We start from the raw sequence: 15,144 nt of genomic DNA, 5'->3' as shown, positions 1-15,144 counted from the left end.
CCGTGGGTCTCGCGAGCTCACTGAACCAGGCAACCGCAAGCGTAGGACGATTCCGTACGGCGCTGAGCCAGGCGGGCGGGAGCGTGGGCACCCTGCGCCAGGCCGCCGGCACCGCCGACACCGCCGTGGGCCGTATCAAGTCGACGGCAGGACAGGTCGCTCCGGCTCTCACCAAGGTCAGGACCGGCTCCGACCAACTGGGCACCTCTCTCGGCAAGCTCAGGACCGACGCCACCCAGAGCGGCGGCGGTCTCGACAAGGCCCGTACCACCACCGACAAGCTCAAGGCCTCCTTCGACAAGCTCAAGTCCGCCGCCAAGGGCGCCCACGGTGAGCTGAAGGGGGTCAAGCAGCAGGCCGACGCCGTCGAGAAGTCCGTCGGGAAGGCCGCCAAGAACGCCGACAGGGGCGGGAAGTCCATGGGTGGGCTCGGGAAGGGCGTCAAGGGGGCGTCCCTCGCGCAGAAGGGGCTCAACCTCGCCATGGCCGCGAATCCGTTCGGCCTGGTGATGACGCTTCTCACGCCGCTCATCGCGCAGTTCGTCAACATGGACAAGATCACCGCCCTGCTGCAGAAGGGCGTCTCGTACGCCATGAAGCACATCGGGTCCGCGGTCGGCGGGTTGGTGAAGAACGCCGGTCCGCTGCTGCGCGGCCTCGGCAACGCCATGCTCGCGCCGATGACCGGCCTCGCCACCGCCCTCAACGGCCTGCTCGGCGCGCTCGCCGGCATCCACATCAGCATCCCCGACTGGGTGCCGAAGTTCGGTGGCCGTTCGTTCGGCTTCCCGCGGCTGCACGTGCCCGTCCCGCACCTCGCGGCCGGCGGCGTCGTCACCGCCCGCCCCGGCGGCACCCTCGCCCTGCTCGGCGAGGCCGGTGAGAACGAGGCCGTCGTCCCGCTGTCCAAGCTGGAGCGGATGCTCGGGCACGGCGGTGGACTGCGGACGCTCACGGCGGCCGTGGAGAAGCTCGCCGACCGGCCCGTCGTCGTGCAGGTCGACTCGCAGGAGATCGCCCGCGCGGTGTTCCTGGGGCAACGGCAGCTCGCCCGGCGGTAACCCGAGCAGCACACCCACCCCACGGTCGGCGGCTCACGCCCGTCGGCCCTTTTTCATGCCCCTGCCCCTGACCACGCCCACGCCCACGCCCACGCCCACGCCCACGCCCGCAGCCAGACCCCTCAGGAGCCCCCATGGGAAACCTCTGGATCGGCCCGCCCGGTGCCATGACCGAGATCGACCAGGCCGCCAAGTCCTACGACCGCAGCGCCGACCTGGGCGTCACGGAGTTCAAGTCGCTCGGCGGCCGGGTCACCGTCACCCGTAACCAGGCCCCCGTCCGCCGCCTCAAGCTGTCCTGGGACCTGCTCGCCCCCGTCCACGCCCGCGCCCTCGACCGCATCGCCCGCCGTGTCGACGGCCCCGGCCCGGTGTACGTCGTCGACCCGGCCGCCGGGAACGTCCTCGCACCCGCCCAGGCCGGCGGATCGGGCGTGCCCGGCGCGACCGACATCACCGGTCTCGCGCAGTGGTTCAAGACCACCAGCACCGGCACGGTCGCCGAGAGCACCACCGCCCCCGGCACCTTCACCTTCACCGCCGCCGACACCGCCGGCACCGTCGGCTGGCGCTGCACCGCGACCGTCGGCAACTTCCCCCTCTCCCCCGGACTGCAGGTCTCCTTCCGCGCCCCGACCGCCCTCGCCGCCCTCGGCACGGTGGTCGTCGGCGTGGACTTCAAGAAGGCCGACGGGACATACATCAGCTCGATCACCGCCACCGGCCCCCTCGTCACCGGCACCGCCCCGGCCGCCGCCGCCTTCGCCACCCCGACCGTCAGGCCCGGCACCGCCGGCACCTACCCCCTCGCCGGCGCCTGCCTCACCTACGGCGCCACGGCTACGGACGGCGTGCCCGGCGACGGGCTGCCGCCGATGTCGGTCACCGGCTACAGCGACGCCCCGGGCCGCCCGCTGCCGTACCGCAGCATGAGCCTCGACCTGGTGGAGGTGTCCGGTGCAGCAGGCTGACGACTCCACCGAGGCGGCGCTCACCGCGGGTGAACGGACCGTCCGGCACACCACCCGGCTCGGCGGCAGGGACGTCTCCGCGCAAGTGCAGTCCTGGCAGCTGGAGCGGTCGTACGCGACCGATCTGCCCGCCGCGATGCGCGCCTTCTCCGGTTCGTCCGCGGCCCAGCTCCAGGTCCAGCTCTCCGGGACCGGCGGCCGGTCGGCGCCCGAGCTGTACTCGCCGTGGGCCGACCGCACGAACGGCGACATCGCCCGTCCCGGGCAGTCCGTCGTCCACCAGGGCGGCGTCGGCACGGCGGGCACGCTGCCCGCGTTCCGCGGCACCGTCCGCTCCCGCAGCGCCGCCTCCGGCACCGACTCGCTCCAGGTCACGGCCCTCGACGGCGCGGAGCGGCTGCGCGGACCGGCCGTGCTGCCGAAGCCGTACGCGGGTTTCCTGCGGCAGCGCCCGGTCTCCTCGGCGACCTGGTGCGTGTCCGAACTGCTGCGCCAGGGCGGCCTGTACGCCTGCCCGCCGCCGCGCTACCCGGACTTCGTCGAGGGCAAGCCGCTGACCCTGGTGTACGCCACGCTGCACGGCGGGTTCGCCACGCCGTACGGCCAGCCGGAGATCCTGCCCGACCCGGCGACCTACACCTTCGGCCGCGCGGGCGCGCCGCACGAGATGGCGTTCGTGCCCAAGCAGGAGCAGATCAGGGCGAGTTGGTTCCCCAGGAGCCGGGTGACCGTGCCCGGCAGTCGGCTCTTCGCCGAGGTGTGGGTGAACAACTCGGTTCGGTACGACAGCACTTCGGGCGACGACGGGATCGGGAACGGCGATCTGGTCGTCGTCCAGCTGGAGTTGAACCGGAACGGTTCCAACACCGGGTTCCTGAAACTGCTCGTGAACTTCGCCGAGCGGTGGGTGCGGATCGCGTCCACGGATGTCTCCAGCGGCTGGTACTTCGAGTGGACGTGGCCCGCGCTGGGCCAGCGGGGCGTGTGGCACATCGGTGCGTATCTCGACATGAGCGGCGGCACCACCAGCGTCCAGCCGACGGTGCAGCCACGGCTCACCGCGCCCGACGGCAGCCAGCTCATCGGCGGTGTCGCCACGTTCAGCGACTCCTCGGCCGCCCAGCCGGCCTCCGAGCTGAGCCAGGTCAGCCTCTTCACCGACCTGCCGTCCGAATGCCTGCAGGTCACCAGCGGGATGGCGGCGATGCCGACGGCCGCCGAGTTCGCGCAGAGCTGGACGAAGAGCGTCGAACTCGACGACGTGATCCTGCCGTCGTACACGGTCCCCCGGGTCTCCGGCTCGCAGTGGGAGGTGGTCTCGCAGATCGCCAAGGCGAGCATGTCCACCGCCGAGCTCGACGAGCGGGGCGTCTTCCGCTGGCGCAACCACACCCGGTTCGCCACCCGGCCGGCCACCCCCGACCTCACCCTCACCAGCGTCCGGGAGATCGCGTCCCTGACCGCGACGGAGGAGATCGACGCCTGCCGCAACTACTGCACCCAGCCCTACAAGGACTGGACGGGCATCTCCGGCGTCTCCGGCACGACTCTCCAGGACGATGTGATCCGGGTGCTCAAGCCCGGCGCCACGACCACCGTCAAGTACCTGATGTCGGACGACGAGTACGACATCAGCCCGCCCGGCACCGACGACGACACCGGCGCCACCCCCGGCACCAACGTCCGCTTCGGCACCAGCCCTTCGGGCGGCACCGCCGTCAAGGGCATGGTGGACATGCTGGTCCGACGCGAGGACGGCTACCTGGTCGTCCGGTACGGCAACCGCAGCACCCAGACCCTCTACACGGTCACCACGGCGGGCAAGCCGTCCTTCTATCTGGAGACGCTCAAGCCCAGCGCCGACCCGGTCGACCGCGAGGCCATCGCCCTGCTGGACGACCCCGCGAACGACCCGAACGGCGTGGCCAGCGAGAAGTTCTACGGCCGCCAGGAGTACACCGCCGACTCCACGGACTGGGTGCAGGACGCCGGCTCGGCGGCCGACCTCGCGCAGGCGATGCGCGCGGCAGGCGTGCTGCCGGTGCCGGTCATCGGTGACGTCGACGTGCTGTACGACCCACGCATCCAACTCGGCGACGCGGTACGGGTCGTGGACACCACGGGCGCCGAACTCGACACCCTCGCCTGGGTCGTCGGCATCCGCACCGCCGCCACCGCCGAGGGCGGTGTGCAGCAGACCCTGACCCTGCGCGGCATGGACCCCGGCGCCCTGCCCGCCGACTCCGGGCTCACCCCGGACGCGCCGAGCAACCCGGCCACCGTGACCTACGCGACGTACGCCTCGGTCGCCGCCGCCTTCCCGACGCTGGCGGACCTCACCACGTCGGGCCTGACCTGGGGCGAGATCGAGGAGGGCGCTCATGTCTGAGCCGACGACGGAAGTCGTGCTGGCCGAGGCGCAGTTGCAGCAGCTGGCCACGGCGGTGGCGACCAGCCTCACCGCGTACTTCGAGGCACGGGACGACACGCGGGTGGTCGCCACTCCGGTGGCGGTCACCGTCACGGAGGGGGTGGCGGAGGAGGAGCCGACGCCGACGGAGCCGGAGGAGACCGGCGCCGAGCGGGCCGAGGCGGCGAGCGGCGGCAGCACGGCGCCGGCGCCGGCACAGACCGACCCGGACACCGCCGCCACCGCCGAGGAGACCACCGGATGACCGCTCCGCCGCCGCCGACACCCTGACCGGCGCGAGCGGCGACCCGCTGGTGGCCGCGTTCACCGCGCCGCCGGGCGGCAAGTCCGGGTGGACCCGATCCTCTGAACCCCCTGAACTCCCCACCGCAGAAAGGCATTTCGCATGGCAACACCCCTGTCCGCCACCGCCTTCCGCGCCGCACTGCGCGCGGAGGGCGTCACCGTCGTCGAGCACGGCGACTGGTCCACCCACAACCGCGACTCCGTCGGCGCCTGGGGCCCGGTGGCCGGCGTGATGCTGCACCACACCGCCGGCACGAACAGCGTCTCCCTCTGCCGCACCGGCCGCTCCGACCTTCCGGGCCCGCTGTGCGTCGCGGTGATCGCCAAGGACGGCACAGTCCACCTCGTCGGCTACGGCCGCACCAACCATGCCGGATCGGGCTCGCAGGCCGTCTACGACGCCGTACGCGCCGCGACCGCCCTCCCGTCCCGCCCGGGCGTGGACACGGTCGACGGCAACGCCCACTTCTACGGCTTCGAGATCGAGAACCTGGGCAACGGCAAGGACCCCTACCCCGAGGCCCAGTTGGCGGCGGTCGAGCAGGTCGCGGCGGCCGTCTGCCGGACCCACGGCTGGAGTGCGAGCCACGTCATCGGCCACAAGGAGTGGACGACCCGCAAGATCGACCCGAGCTTCTCGATGGCGTCGATGCGCACACGTGTCGCCGGGAGACTGGGCACACGGGCAACGCCGGCGTACGAGCCCTTCCCGGGCGCCGCGTTCTTCACCGCCGGCCGCCGCAGCGCCGTCATCACGGCGATGGGCCGCCGCCTGGTCGCGGAGGGCTGCGGCCGCTACGAGGTCGGGCCCGGACCCGACTGGACGGCGGCGGACCGCCGTTCGTACGCGGCCTGGCAGCACAAGCTGGGCTACGGCGGCACCGACGCGGACGGCGTCCCGGGCGCCACGAGCTGGGCGAAGCTGCGGGTGCCGCGGGTGTGAGACACGCAGGGAAGCCGAGGAAGGGAAGACGGGAAAGGAAGCCCACGACATGAAGGACTCGACCCGCAGAGCACTCCGTACGACGTTCCAGACCGCGCTGGCGGTGGCGGCCGCGCTCCCTCTGCTCGCCGCCGCCCCCGGGCTCGCCGACCTCCCGGCGTTCGCGGTGCTGGTGGCGGCGGCGACCGCGTTCAGCCGGCTGATGTCGATGCCGGCGGTGGAGAACGCGCTGCCGTCCTGGCTGCGCAGGGAGGAGGAACCGTCATGACCACCCGAGAAGCCGAAGGGGTCGCCCTGGAGCTCGAACGCCTGCGCCGCTCCGTCGACGTCGGCTTCGCCACCACCCGCGGCGACCTCGCCCTCCTCCTCCAGCGCGCCGACCAGACCGACAAGACCCTCGGCGACCACGAGGACCGCCTCGACGCCCTGGAACGCGCCCGCTGGCCCCTCCCGTCCCTCGCGGCGGTGACGTCGTGCACGGCGCTGGGGCTCGCGCTGTGGGAGACGGTCGGCAGGTGACCGGATACGGCCGGCCCGCCCCCGGCACGGGCCGGCCGTCCTCAGGACACCGGCTGCCCGACCGCCGGCGGATTTCCCTCGCCCGGTCCGTCCGCGGTCATGCCTCCGCTGTCCCCTGTGCAGGAAGGCTGTCGCGGCATCTCGAACACGTGCATCATTACCCAGGCGTTGTCGACGGTGCTGACGAGGGAGACGGTGCGCGTGCGAAGAGGTGGGGCGGCGGTTACGGCATCGGTCTGCGGCTGTCTCCTTCTCCTCGCGGCCTGCGGCCCCGGCGCCGACGCGGGCGCCGCGAAGCACACCCCCGTACAGATCGCGAACGCCCCCGCCGAGCTGCCGATCCCACACGGCAAGGGCAGCAGGGTCGCCGTCGACTTCAACGGCGACGGTCACCGTGACCTCGTCCTCGACGACCTGGTGAAGGCCCAGAGCCACGCCGACGACGCCGGCATCGGCATCGTCTACGGCAGCGCGCACGGACTCACCCCGGGCGCCCGGCAGTTGCTGAGCCCCGCCAAGTACGCGGCCCGCACCAAGGGTCGGCTCCCGGCCGTCTTCGACGCGGAGGCGACCTGCGACCTGGACCGGGACGGCTTCACCGACGTGGTGGTGTCGACGGACCCGCCCTACGACGGCCAGGGACAGCCCCCGGTCCCCCTGCAGCTCCTCTACGGCTCCCCCACCGGCCTCACCCGCGCCGTCCCCCTCACCGTCCCGGCCCGCGCCCGCTTCGGCAACGACTGGCCCGACCAGCCGGTCTGCGGCGACTTCGACGGCGACGGCGCACAGGACCTGGTGCTGCACGCGTCGGCCGGTCAACTCACCTATCTGCGCGGCCCGTTCAGCCGTAAGGGAGCCCCCCGCGCGGCCGCCACCCCCCTCCCCGCCACCGGCGAACTCCCCACCGGCCCCGCGGCCGACGTGAACCGCGACGGATACGACGACCTCCTGGTCCGTACGACGGAGGGCTCGAGCAGGTCGTCCGTCGTCCTCGGCTCCCCCGCCGGCCCCACCCGCACCGGCGCCGCCCTCCCCGAGGGCCTCGACGTCGCCCTCGGCCGCTTCGGCAGGGGCAAGGCCCTGGACGCGGCGATCGGCACCCTGGACGGAACGTCCCTGCGCTACGACCTCCCCACCCCCACCCGGGCCACCCTCCCCTCCCCCGGCACCCTTCTCGACACCGCCGACCTCGACGGCGACGGACTCTCCGAACTCGTCTCCAGCGGCTCGGGGTTGAAGGTGTTCCGGGCCCGTGCCGCGGGCCTGACCGCGACCGGCATGGTGACCGTCGAGCCACCCGCCCACGGCACCACGAGGGTCGTCACGGCGGGCGACTTCGACGGGGACGGGCGGGACGACCTCGTCGTACGGACGTATGCGGGCGAGACGAAGGACACGGTCGCCGTCTATCCGGGCGCGAGCGCGAAGAAGGGGCTGCTGGCGCGGAAGCCGGCGGTCACCTTCTCGACGGCGGAGTTCCTGGCGGACGACTGACGTCACAGCAGGCGTCCCAGCAGGCCCGGAGAATTACCGAACTCCCGTACAACCCTTACCTCCCACCGGAGGTCTCCTCTCAGCGACCTCGTGCGACTCCGGGACCGGTCCGGGGATCGCCCCCGCCCTTTGGAGACGTCTTGACCACCCGTACCGGCACCGCCCTGCTGACCGCCGCCCTCCTCGCCTCCGACGTGAACCACGACGGCCGCGCCGACCTCACCGCGATCGGCGCCCAGGAGAACGATCCGGCGGGCGCCGCCTGGTTCCTGCCGGGAGCCGCGTCCACGCTCTACTCCACGACGGCGTCCACGAGCTTCGGCCCGACCGCACTCGGTCTGTCGACGGCCCAGGGAGGCGCGTTCGGCACGGACCTGGCGGGCTGAGCGCCCCTCCGGCACGGAGACCGATCGCCTCTCCCGCCACAACAGCCGCAGAACTTTACCGAAATCACGTACAACCCTTACTCCTCGCCAAGGGTCTCCTGATCGCCGCCCGACCTGTGTGAACGCCGGGACAACTCCCGGCGAACACAGGTCGACGCGCACCCCATCGACTGCGGATGCCCGCCAGGCATCCCCGCATGCTGCAGGAGACCTTGCATGCACAAGCCTCTGCGACTCGCCCTCGCGACGGCCTCCGCCGTCGCTCTGACGGGCGGTCTGCTCACCTTCTCGGCCGTGTCCGCCACGGCCGCGGACTCCACGCAGGTCCCGCGGGCCGACTTCAACGGCGACGGGGTCGGCGACGTCGCCTTCTCGGCCTCCGGCGCCTACGTCAGCGGCCACAAGAACGCCGGCCAGCTGGTCATCCTCTACGGCACCCGCCCCACCGGCATCTCCTCCGCCAAGCGCTCCACCATCAGCCAGAACACCACCGGCAACCCCGGCACCGCCGAGACCGGCGACGCCTTCGGCGCGGAGACCGCGTACGCCGACTTCAACGGCGACGGCTACCACGACCTCGCGGTCGGCTCCCCCGGCGAGGACGTCGGCAGCGACACCGACGGCGGCGGTCTGGTGATCCTTTGGGGCTCGCCCTCCGGCATCACCGGCAAGGGCGTCAGCATCCCCGACCCGGCCCCCTCCAGCCACGACTACTGGGGCAAGAACCTCGCCGCGGGCGACTTCGACGGCGACGGCAAGGCCGACCTGGCCGTCGGCAGCTCCGCCTCCACCCTCTACGTCTACAAGGGCGGCTTCACCACCTCCGGCACGCCCGGCGGCCGCTACACGATCAAGCCCCCCATCCAGAGCGGCGGCGACGCCAACGGCCCGCTGAACCTGACCGCGGGCGACATCAACGGTGACATGCGCACCGATCTGGTCGTCGACGGCTTCGAGACCAACACCGACTACGGCTGGAACCGCAACTACTACATCCCCGGCACCGCGAGCGGCCTGAGCACTTCCTCCGCCCAGGCCCTCAAGCCCGGTGTGATCACCGCGATCGGCGACATCGACAAGGACGGCTACGGCGACATCGTCAGCGGCGCCTACTGGAACGCCACCACGGGTGACGGCACGTCGATCCCCGACTCCGCCAAGGGCGGCAAGGTCTGGGTCACCTACGGTTCCGCGGGCGGCCCCAGCGGGTCCACCGGCATCACCCAGGACACCGGCAACGTCCCCGGCACCTCCGAGAACAACGACTGGTTCGGCTCCGAGCTGGACCTCGGCGACATCAACGGCGACGGCTTCCTCGACCTCGCGATCGGCGTCTCCGGCGAGAACATCGGCAGCGCCACCGACACCGGCGCGGTCACCGTCCTCTACGGCACCGCGAGCGGCCTGGACACCACCACCGGCGCCCAGTCCTTCGCCCAGTCCACGGCAGGCGTGCCGGGCAACGACGAGGACGGCGACGAGTTCGGCCTCGACGTCAAGCTCGACGACGTCACCGGCGACGGCAAGGCCGACCTGATCGTGGGCTCCGCCGAGAACGCGGGCAACGGCGCGGTGACCTACCTGCCCTCCGACGGCACCACGATCACCACCACCGGCTCCCGCACGATCTCCCCGAGCACCTCGGGCGTCTCGACGACCGGAACGCCGTACTTCGGCGCCAACTTCGCCGACTGACCCCCCTGTTCCGGAGCCGGGCCCTCACCCTCGGGCCCGGCTCCTCCCCCTTCTCCCCGGAGCCCCCACCTTGCGCAAGCGCACCCTCCTCCTGGCCGCCACCCTCACCACCGGCCTCCTCGGCGTCACGCCCGCCGCCTCCGCCGCCCCCTCGGGCCTGGCCGGCGACTTCAACGGCGACGGCTACCGGGACATCGCCATCAGCGCCGCCGGCACCCAGGTCGGTTCCGCGCAGCTGGCCGGCGCCGTGGTCGTGCTCTACGGCTCCTCCTCCGGGGTCTCCGCGGCCAAGCGGACCGTGATCACCCAGAACTCCGCCGGCGTCCCGGGCACCGCCGAGGAGCAGGACCAGTTCGGCACCAGCCTGGCCGCCGGCGACCTGGACGGCGACGGCTACTCGGACCTCGTCGTCGGCGCTCCGGGCGAGGGCATCGGCGACCGGGACGGCGTCGGCGCCGCCACGATCCTGTGGGGCTCCAAGTCCGGCCTGTCCGGCGGCGCCGGGCTGCCCCAGCCCTCCGACCTCGCCGAATGGGGCGGCTTCGCCTCCGGAGTCGCGGTCGCGGACTTCGACGGCGACGGGAAGAACGACGTCACCCTCACCGGCCAGAACCGCACCCGCCTCTACAAGGGCCCCTTCACCCGCACCGGCACCCCGGCGAGCCACACCACCATCGGCGAGGTCGGCTCCACGTACGAGGTGACCGCCGGCGACCTGAACGGCGACGGCGCGGCCGAGCGCCTCTACCCCTTCGCCGTCGACGGCGACGAGGGCGGCGACATCAGCTACTTCACCTGGACCGGCAGCAAGTACGCCCAGAAGGACCTGCCGAAGGCCGACGGCTTCTCCGGCACGGTCGCCGACTTCGACAAGGACGGGTACGGCGACCTGGTCCTCGGCGACTCCCAGGACCCGTACGAGTACAAGGCCTCCGGCCACAAGGGCGGCCAGATCAGCGTCTGGTACGGCGGCCCGAACGGCCCCGACCCCGACCAGACCCCGCAGATCATCAACCAGGACACCGCCGGCGTACCCGGCGCCGGCGAGACCGACGACGGCTTCGGCGCGTCGCTGAGCAGCGGCGACATCAACGGCGACGGCTACGCCGACCTGGTGGTGGGCGCCCTCGGCGAGGACATCGGCTCCGCGAAGAGCGCGGGCTCCGTGACGATCCTGTACGGCTCGGCCTCCGGCCTGAAGACCACCGGCGTCAAGACCTACACCCAGAACACCGCGGGCGTCCCGGGCACCGCCGAGTCCTGGGACGACTTCGGCCAGTCCGTCCGCCTCGTCGACCTCGACAAGAACGGCAGGGCCGACCTCGTCGCGGGCGCGGGAGGCGAGAACGGCCATGGCGCCGTCACCGTCCTGCGCGGCATCGCCTCCGGCCTGACCACCTCGGGCGCGGCGTCCATCACCGCCGCGAACGTCGCCCTGAAGGGCAACGGCGACTTCGGCTGGGCCATCGCCCAGTGACCCCTCGTCATCGACAACTCCCGTCATTTCCAAGGACGTTCATGAGCCTGCGCACCGCCACCGCCGCCCTCCTCGCGGCGGCACTGACCCCGCTCGCCCTGACCGCGCCCGCCGCCCACGCCGCGACCGCCGCCGCCCCGTACGACTTCAACGGCGACGGCCGTGCCGACCTGGCGATCGGCGCACCCGCCGCCACCGTCGCGGGCCACGCGAAGGCGGGCGCCGTGTCCGTGGTGTACGGCTCGGCGTCCGGCCTCAAGCCCTCGACGCACCAGCTGATCACCCAGAACACGTCCGGTATCCCCGGCACCGCCGAGGCCGGGGACGCCTTCGGCAGCGCGCTCGCCTCCGCGGACCTGAACACCGACGGCTACGCGGACCTGCTGATCGGCGCGCCCGGCGAGGACACCGACAACGACACCAACAACGGCACCGTGGTCATCGTCTGGGGCGCCAGGTCCGGCCTGTCCGGGGCCCGTACGCTCATCAACAACTTCCCCGAGGACGTCGACCGTTACGGCCAGTCGCTCGCGGTGGGCGACCTCGACCGCGACGGCGACCTGGACGTCGCGGTCGGCTCGAACGGCCCGCTCCTGCTCTCCTTCGTCGACGGCCCGTTCGCCAAGTCCGGTGGTGTCAACGGCGGTTCGGGCTCCGGATTCCCGGACTCCTACTCCGACTCGTACGGCCTCACCGGCCTGACCGCCGGGGGCGTGACGACCTCCGGGAAGACCAGCCTGGTCGTGCACGGCCGGCAGCCCGGCACCGGCGCCGCGGTCACCGACTGGGTGCCCGACACCACGATCGGCAACTACACCGACTGGCTGCAGTCCCTGCCCGGCGGCTACGTGTCCGCGATCGGCGACATCGACGGCGACGGTCACGGCGACATCGCGGTCGGCAACGACCACGAGACCTCCGCCGACCCGTCCGGCGCCAAGGGCGGCAGGGTCACCATCGTCTACGGCACCGGCCCCGACGACCCGGGCAACACCGAACGCGACCCGCTGGTCCTCACCCAGGACACGGCCGGCGTCCCCGGCACCGCCGAGACCGGCGACCGCTTCGGCAGCAGCGTCTCCCTCGGCGACGTCAACGGCGACGGCTACGCCGACCTGGCGATCGGCGCGGCGGGCGAGAACTCCGGCGCCGGCGCGGTGACGGTCCTGTACGGCTCGGCCTCCGGCCTGAAGACCACCGGCGCCAAGACCTACACCCAGAACACCGCCGGCGTTCCCGGCACCTCGGAGAAGGGCGACCTGTTCGGCGCCCGGGTCCTGCTCGGCAAGGCCACGGGCCTCACGGTCTCGGCCCCCGGCGAGAACGACGGCGACGGCGCGGTGTGGTCCCTGCGCGGCAGCACGGCCGTGTCCTTCGGCCCGTCGACCACCGCAATCCCCACCTCGGGCACCCCCAGCTACGGGACGGTACTGGGCGGTTGACCCCGCCGGCCGATCCCCCGCCGTCGGCAGCGCCAGGAGCGCCGGCAGCGTCACCGTGCTGCGCGACTCGGCCGGTGCCGTCTACAGCCTGCGCGGCTCGGCATCGGACCTGACCACGAGAAACGCGGTCAGCTTCGGCCCGGCCTCGGTGGGCCTGCCGCCCTCGGGCCACCTGAGGTTCGGCCAGGTCATGCCGGGATGAACCGGCCCGTACGGCACTTCCCTGAGCAACTCCCTGATCCCACTCCTGGTTTCCCTTAGGGGATGTCACAGCTCGGCAGCAAAGCCGGGTCCGGACCGCCGGGCCCGGCACGTCACTCTCCGGGACCAGGTACGTTCGAAGACGTGGCTGGATTCAGGAACGGACGCGGCGGCCGGAACAACGGCGCTCCGCAAACGCGACCGCAACACCCCCCGCACGGCTCGCAGACGCCGCAGGGCCCGTCGTACGGCTACCCTCCGGCTCCGCAGCCGTACCCGGGACAGCAGCAGTACACCGGCGGCTACGGCGGCCAGGGCGACGAGCCGGAGTACTTCGGCGACGGCGCCGGCTACGCCCCGCAGGGCAACCCGGACCCGTACGCGGCCAACAACCCGGGCCACACCCAGGCGTTCTCGGTCGGCGAGGACCCGTACAACCAGGGCGAGACCTACCGCGCCGGCTCGGCGCAACCGCCCTCCGGCCCCATCGGCCCCCGCCTCCACTGGAAGGACCTGCTCCGGGGGATCGTCCTCTCCCCGGCCCAGACCTTCCTCCAGATGCGGGACTACACGATGTGGGGCCCCGCCCTCGTCGTCACCTTCCTCTACGGCCTCCTGGCCGTCTTCGGCTTCGACGGCGCCCGCAAGGACGCCATCGACGCGACCCTCGCGAACGCGGTCCCGATCGTCCTGACGACGGCCGTCGCGATGGTGCTCTCGTCCTTCGTCCTGGGCGTGGTCACCCACACCCTGGCCCGTCAGCTCGGCGGCGACGGCGCCTGGCAGCCCACGGTCGGCCTCTCCATGCTGATCATGTCCCTCACGGACGCCCCCCGCCTGGTCTTCGCCATGTTCTTCGGCGGCGACGCGACCTTCGTACAGGGCCTGGGCTGGGCGACCTGGGTCGCCGCCGGTGCCCTCCTGACCATGATGGTCAGCCGCTCCCACGACCTCCCCTGGCCGAAGGCACTGGGCGCGAGCGCGATCCAGCTGATCGCCCTGCTGTCGATCGTGAAACTGGGCACGTTCTAGGCTTCCGGCGGCCCTGGGTCTCTGCGGCTACGACGCCGAGGGGAGCCCGCCCGACGGCGAAGAGAAGGACGACCGCCGGGCCTCAGGCGTCGAGGACCTGTCCCGCCCGCTTGATCACCGGAGGTTCCACGCTCCACGGGAAGTTGATCCAGTCGTCGGTCCGCTTCCACACGTACTCGCACTTCACCAGCGAGTGCGACTTCTCGTAGACGACGGCGGAACGCACCTCGGCGACCGTGTCGAGGCAGAAGTCCCGCACCAGCTTGAGCGTCTTGCCGGTGTCGGCGACGTCGTCGGTGATGAGGACCTTCTTGGAGGAGAAGTCGATGGCGTTGGGGACGGGCGCGAGCATGACGGGCATGTCGAGGGTCGTCCCCACCCCCGTGTAGAACTCGACGTTCACCAGGTGGATGTTCTTGCAGTCGAGGGCGTAGGCGAGCCCACCGGCGACGAACACCCCGCCGCGCGCGATGCTCAGCACGATGTCCGGCTCGTACCCGTCGTCTGCGATGGTCTGCGCGAGCTCGCGGACGGCGGTGCCGAACGCCTCGTAGGTCAGGTTCTCCCGCGCGGCTGCCGTGTCGCTCATACCTGGGTCCGGTGGAAGTTGAGGTAGGACCGGGAGGCGGTGGGCCCGCGCTGCCCCTGGTAACGGGAGCCGTAGCGCTCGCTGCCGTACGGGAACTCGGCCGGCGAGGTGAGCCGGAACAGACACAGCTGCCCGATCTTCATGCCGGGCCACAGCTTGATGGGGAGGGTGGCGAGGTTGCTCAGCTCCAGCGTCACATGCCCGGAGAAGCCGGGGTCGATGAAGCCGGCGGTGGAGTGGGTGACGAGCCCGAGCCGCCCGAGGGAGCTCTTGCCCTCCAGCCGCGACGCGAGATCGTCGGGAAGAGTGATGACCTCGTAGGTACTGGCGAGGACGAACTCCCCGGGATGAAGGATGAACGGCTCATCCCCCTCCGGTTCCACCAGCCGCGTCAGATCCACCTGCTCGACCGAGGGATCGATGTGCGGGTACCGGTGGTTCTCGAACACCCGGAAGTACCGGTCCAGCCGTACGTCGACACTCGACGGCTGCACCATGGATTCGTCATAGGGATCGATCACCACTCGCCCGGCGTCGATCTCGGCCCGGATGTCCTTGTCTGAGAGAAGCACGCCCCGAGGATACGCAAGGCGCGCGGGCCCACGATTGTCGTGGGCC

At 72.0% G+C, this 15,144-nt stretch carries 16 protein-coding genes; 14 read left to right on the top strand and 2 right to left on the bottom strand.

The features are described from left to right. The first annotated feature begins 2 nt into the window (after positions 1-2). From ACWC09_RS33145 to ACWC09_RS33080, 14 genes are all read left to right on the top strand, one after another. Complete coding sequence (locus ACWC09_RS33145; protein ID WP_450854620.1) at positions 3-1,061, top strand: hypothetical protein; 1,059 nt, start codon at positions 3-5, stop codon at positions 1,059-1,061. A gap of 134 nt (positions 1,062-1,195) precedes the next feature. After that, positions 1,196-2,032, top strand: a complete 837-nt coding sequence (locus ACWC09_RS33140; protein ID WP_450854619.1) for a hypothetical protein — start codon at positions 1,196-1,198, stop codon at positions 2,030-2,032. After that, positions 2,019-4,421 (top strand): hypothetical protein, encoded by a 2,403-nt coding sequence (locus tag ACWC09_RS33135; protein ID WP_450854618.1) that lies wholly within the window; start codon positions 2,019-2,021, stop codon positions 4,419-4,421. The genes ACWC09_RS33140 and ACWC09_RS33135 overlap by 14 nt, the downstream gene beginning before the upstream one ends. Then, positions 4,414-4,707: a hypothetical protein gene (locus tag ACWC09_RS33130; protein ID WP_450854617.1), complete on the top strand. Its 294-nt coding sequence runs from the start codon at positions 4,414-4,416 to the stop codon at positions 4,705-4,707. Before ACWC09_RS33135 ends, ACWC09_RS33130 begins: the two co-directional genes overlap by 8 nt. Before the next feature lie 141 nt (positions 4,708-4,848). Continuing rightward, positions 4,849-5,691 (top strand): peptidoglycan-binding protein, encoded by an 843-nt coding sequence (locus tag ACWC09_RS33125; protein WP_450854616.1) that lies wholly within the window; start codon positions 4,849-4,851, stop codon positions 5,689-5,691. Positions 5,692-5,740: 49 nt separating this feature from the next. Further along, positions 5,741-5,959: a hypothetical protein gene (locus ACWC09_RS33120; protein ID WP_450854615.1), complete on the top strand. Its 219-nt coding sequence runs from the start codon at positions 5,741-5,743 to the stop codon at positions 5,957-5,959. Next, on the top strand, positions 5,956-6,210 hold the full coding sequence (locus ACWC09_RS33115; protein WP_450854614.1) for a hypothetical protein: 255 nt from the start codon (positions 5,956-5,958) through the stop codon (positions 6,208-6,210). Before ACWC09_RS33120 ends, ACWC09_RS33115 begins: the two co-directional genes overlap by 4 nt. 195 nt (positions 6,211-6,405) lie before the next feature. Beyond that, positions 6,406-7,704 carry an FG-GAP repeat domain-containing protein gene (locus tag ACWC09_RS33110; RefSeq protein ID WP_450854613.1) on the top strand — a complete coding sequence of 433 codons (1,299 nt, stop codon included), beginning with the start codon at positions 6,406-6,408 and terminating at the stop codon, positions 7,702-7,704. A gap of 140 nt (positions 7,705-7,844) precedes the next feature. Further along, positions 7,845-8,090, top strand: coding sequence for a hypothetical protein (locus ACWC09_RS33105; protein ID WP_450854612.1), 246 nt, complete (start codon positions 7,845-7,847; stop codon positions 8,088-8,090). Positions 8,091-8,306: 216 nt separating this feature from the next. After that, on the top strand, positions 8,307-9,785 hold the full coding sequence (locus ACWC09_RS33100) for an FG-GAP and VCBS repeat-containing protein (RefSeq protein ID WP_450854611.1): 1,479 nt from the start codon (positions 8,307-8,309) through the stop codon (positions 9,783-9,785). A gap of 70 nt (positions 9,786-9,855) precedes the next feature. Further along, the gene (locus ACWC09_RS33095) at positions 9,856-11,262 is read left to right on the top strand and encodes an FG-GAP-like repeat-containing protein (protein ID WP_450854610.1); all 1,407 of its coding nucleotides are present in this window, start codon (positions 9,856-9,858) and stop codon (positions 11,260-11,262) included. 41 nt (positions 11,263-11,303) lie between these two features. Then, positions 11,304-12,704 (top strand): hypothetical protein, encoded by a 1,401-nt coding sequence (locus ACWC09_RS33090; RefSeq protein WP_450854609.1) that lies wholly within the window; start codon positions 11,304-11,306, stop codon positions 12,702-12,704. 55 nt (positions 12,705-12,759) lie between these two features. Next, positions 12,760-12,906: a hypothetical protein gene (locus ACWC09_RS33085; RefSeq protein ID WP_450854608.1), complete on the top strand. Its 147-nt coding sequence runs from the start codon at positions 12,760-12,762 to the stop codon at positions 12,904-12,906. A gap of 62 nt (positions 12,907-12,968) precedes the next feature. Then, positions 12,969-13,937, top strand: a complete 969-nt coding sequence (locus ACWC09_RS33080; RefSeq protein WP_450854607.1) for a Yip1 family protein — start codon at positions 12,969-12,971, stop codon at positions 13,935-13,937. Positions 13,938-14,019: 82 nt separating this feature from the next. On the opposite strand, the gene ACWC09_RS33075 is transcribed toward ACWC09_RS33080, so the two are convergent. Both ACWC09_RS33075 and dcd read right to left on the bottom strand, forming a co-directional pair. Next, positions 14,020-14,526, bottom strand: a complete 507-nt coding sequence (locus ACWC09_RS33075; protein ID WP_450854606.1) for a phosphoribosyltransferase — start codon at positions 14,524-14,526, stop codon at positions 14,020-14,022. Next, complete coding sequence (gene dcd, locus ACWC09_RS33070) at positions 14,523-15,098, bottom strand: dCTP deaminase (RefSeq protein WP_450854605.1); 576 nt, start codon at positions 15,096-15,098, stop codon at positions 14,523-14,525. The genes ACWC09_RS33075 and dcd overlap by 4 nt, the downstream gene beginning before the upstream one ends. Between the last annotated feature and the right edge of the window lie 46 nt (positions 15,099-15,144).

Source organism: Streptomyces sp. NPDC001617 (genome assembly GCF_053596855.1).
This window is presented reverse-complemented; position numbering and strand designations above follow the sequence as displayed.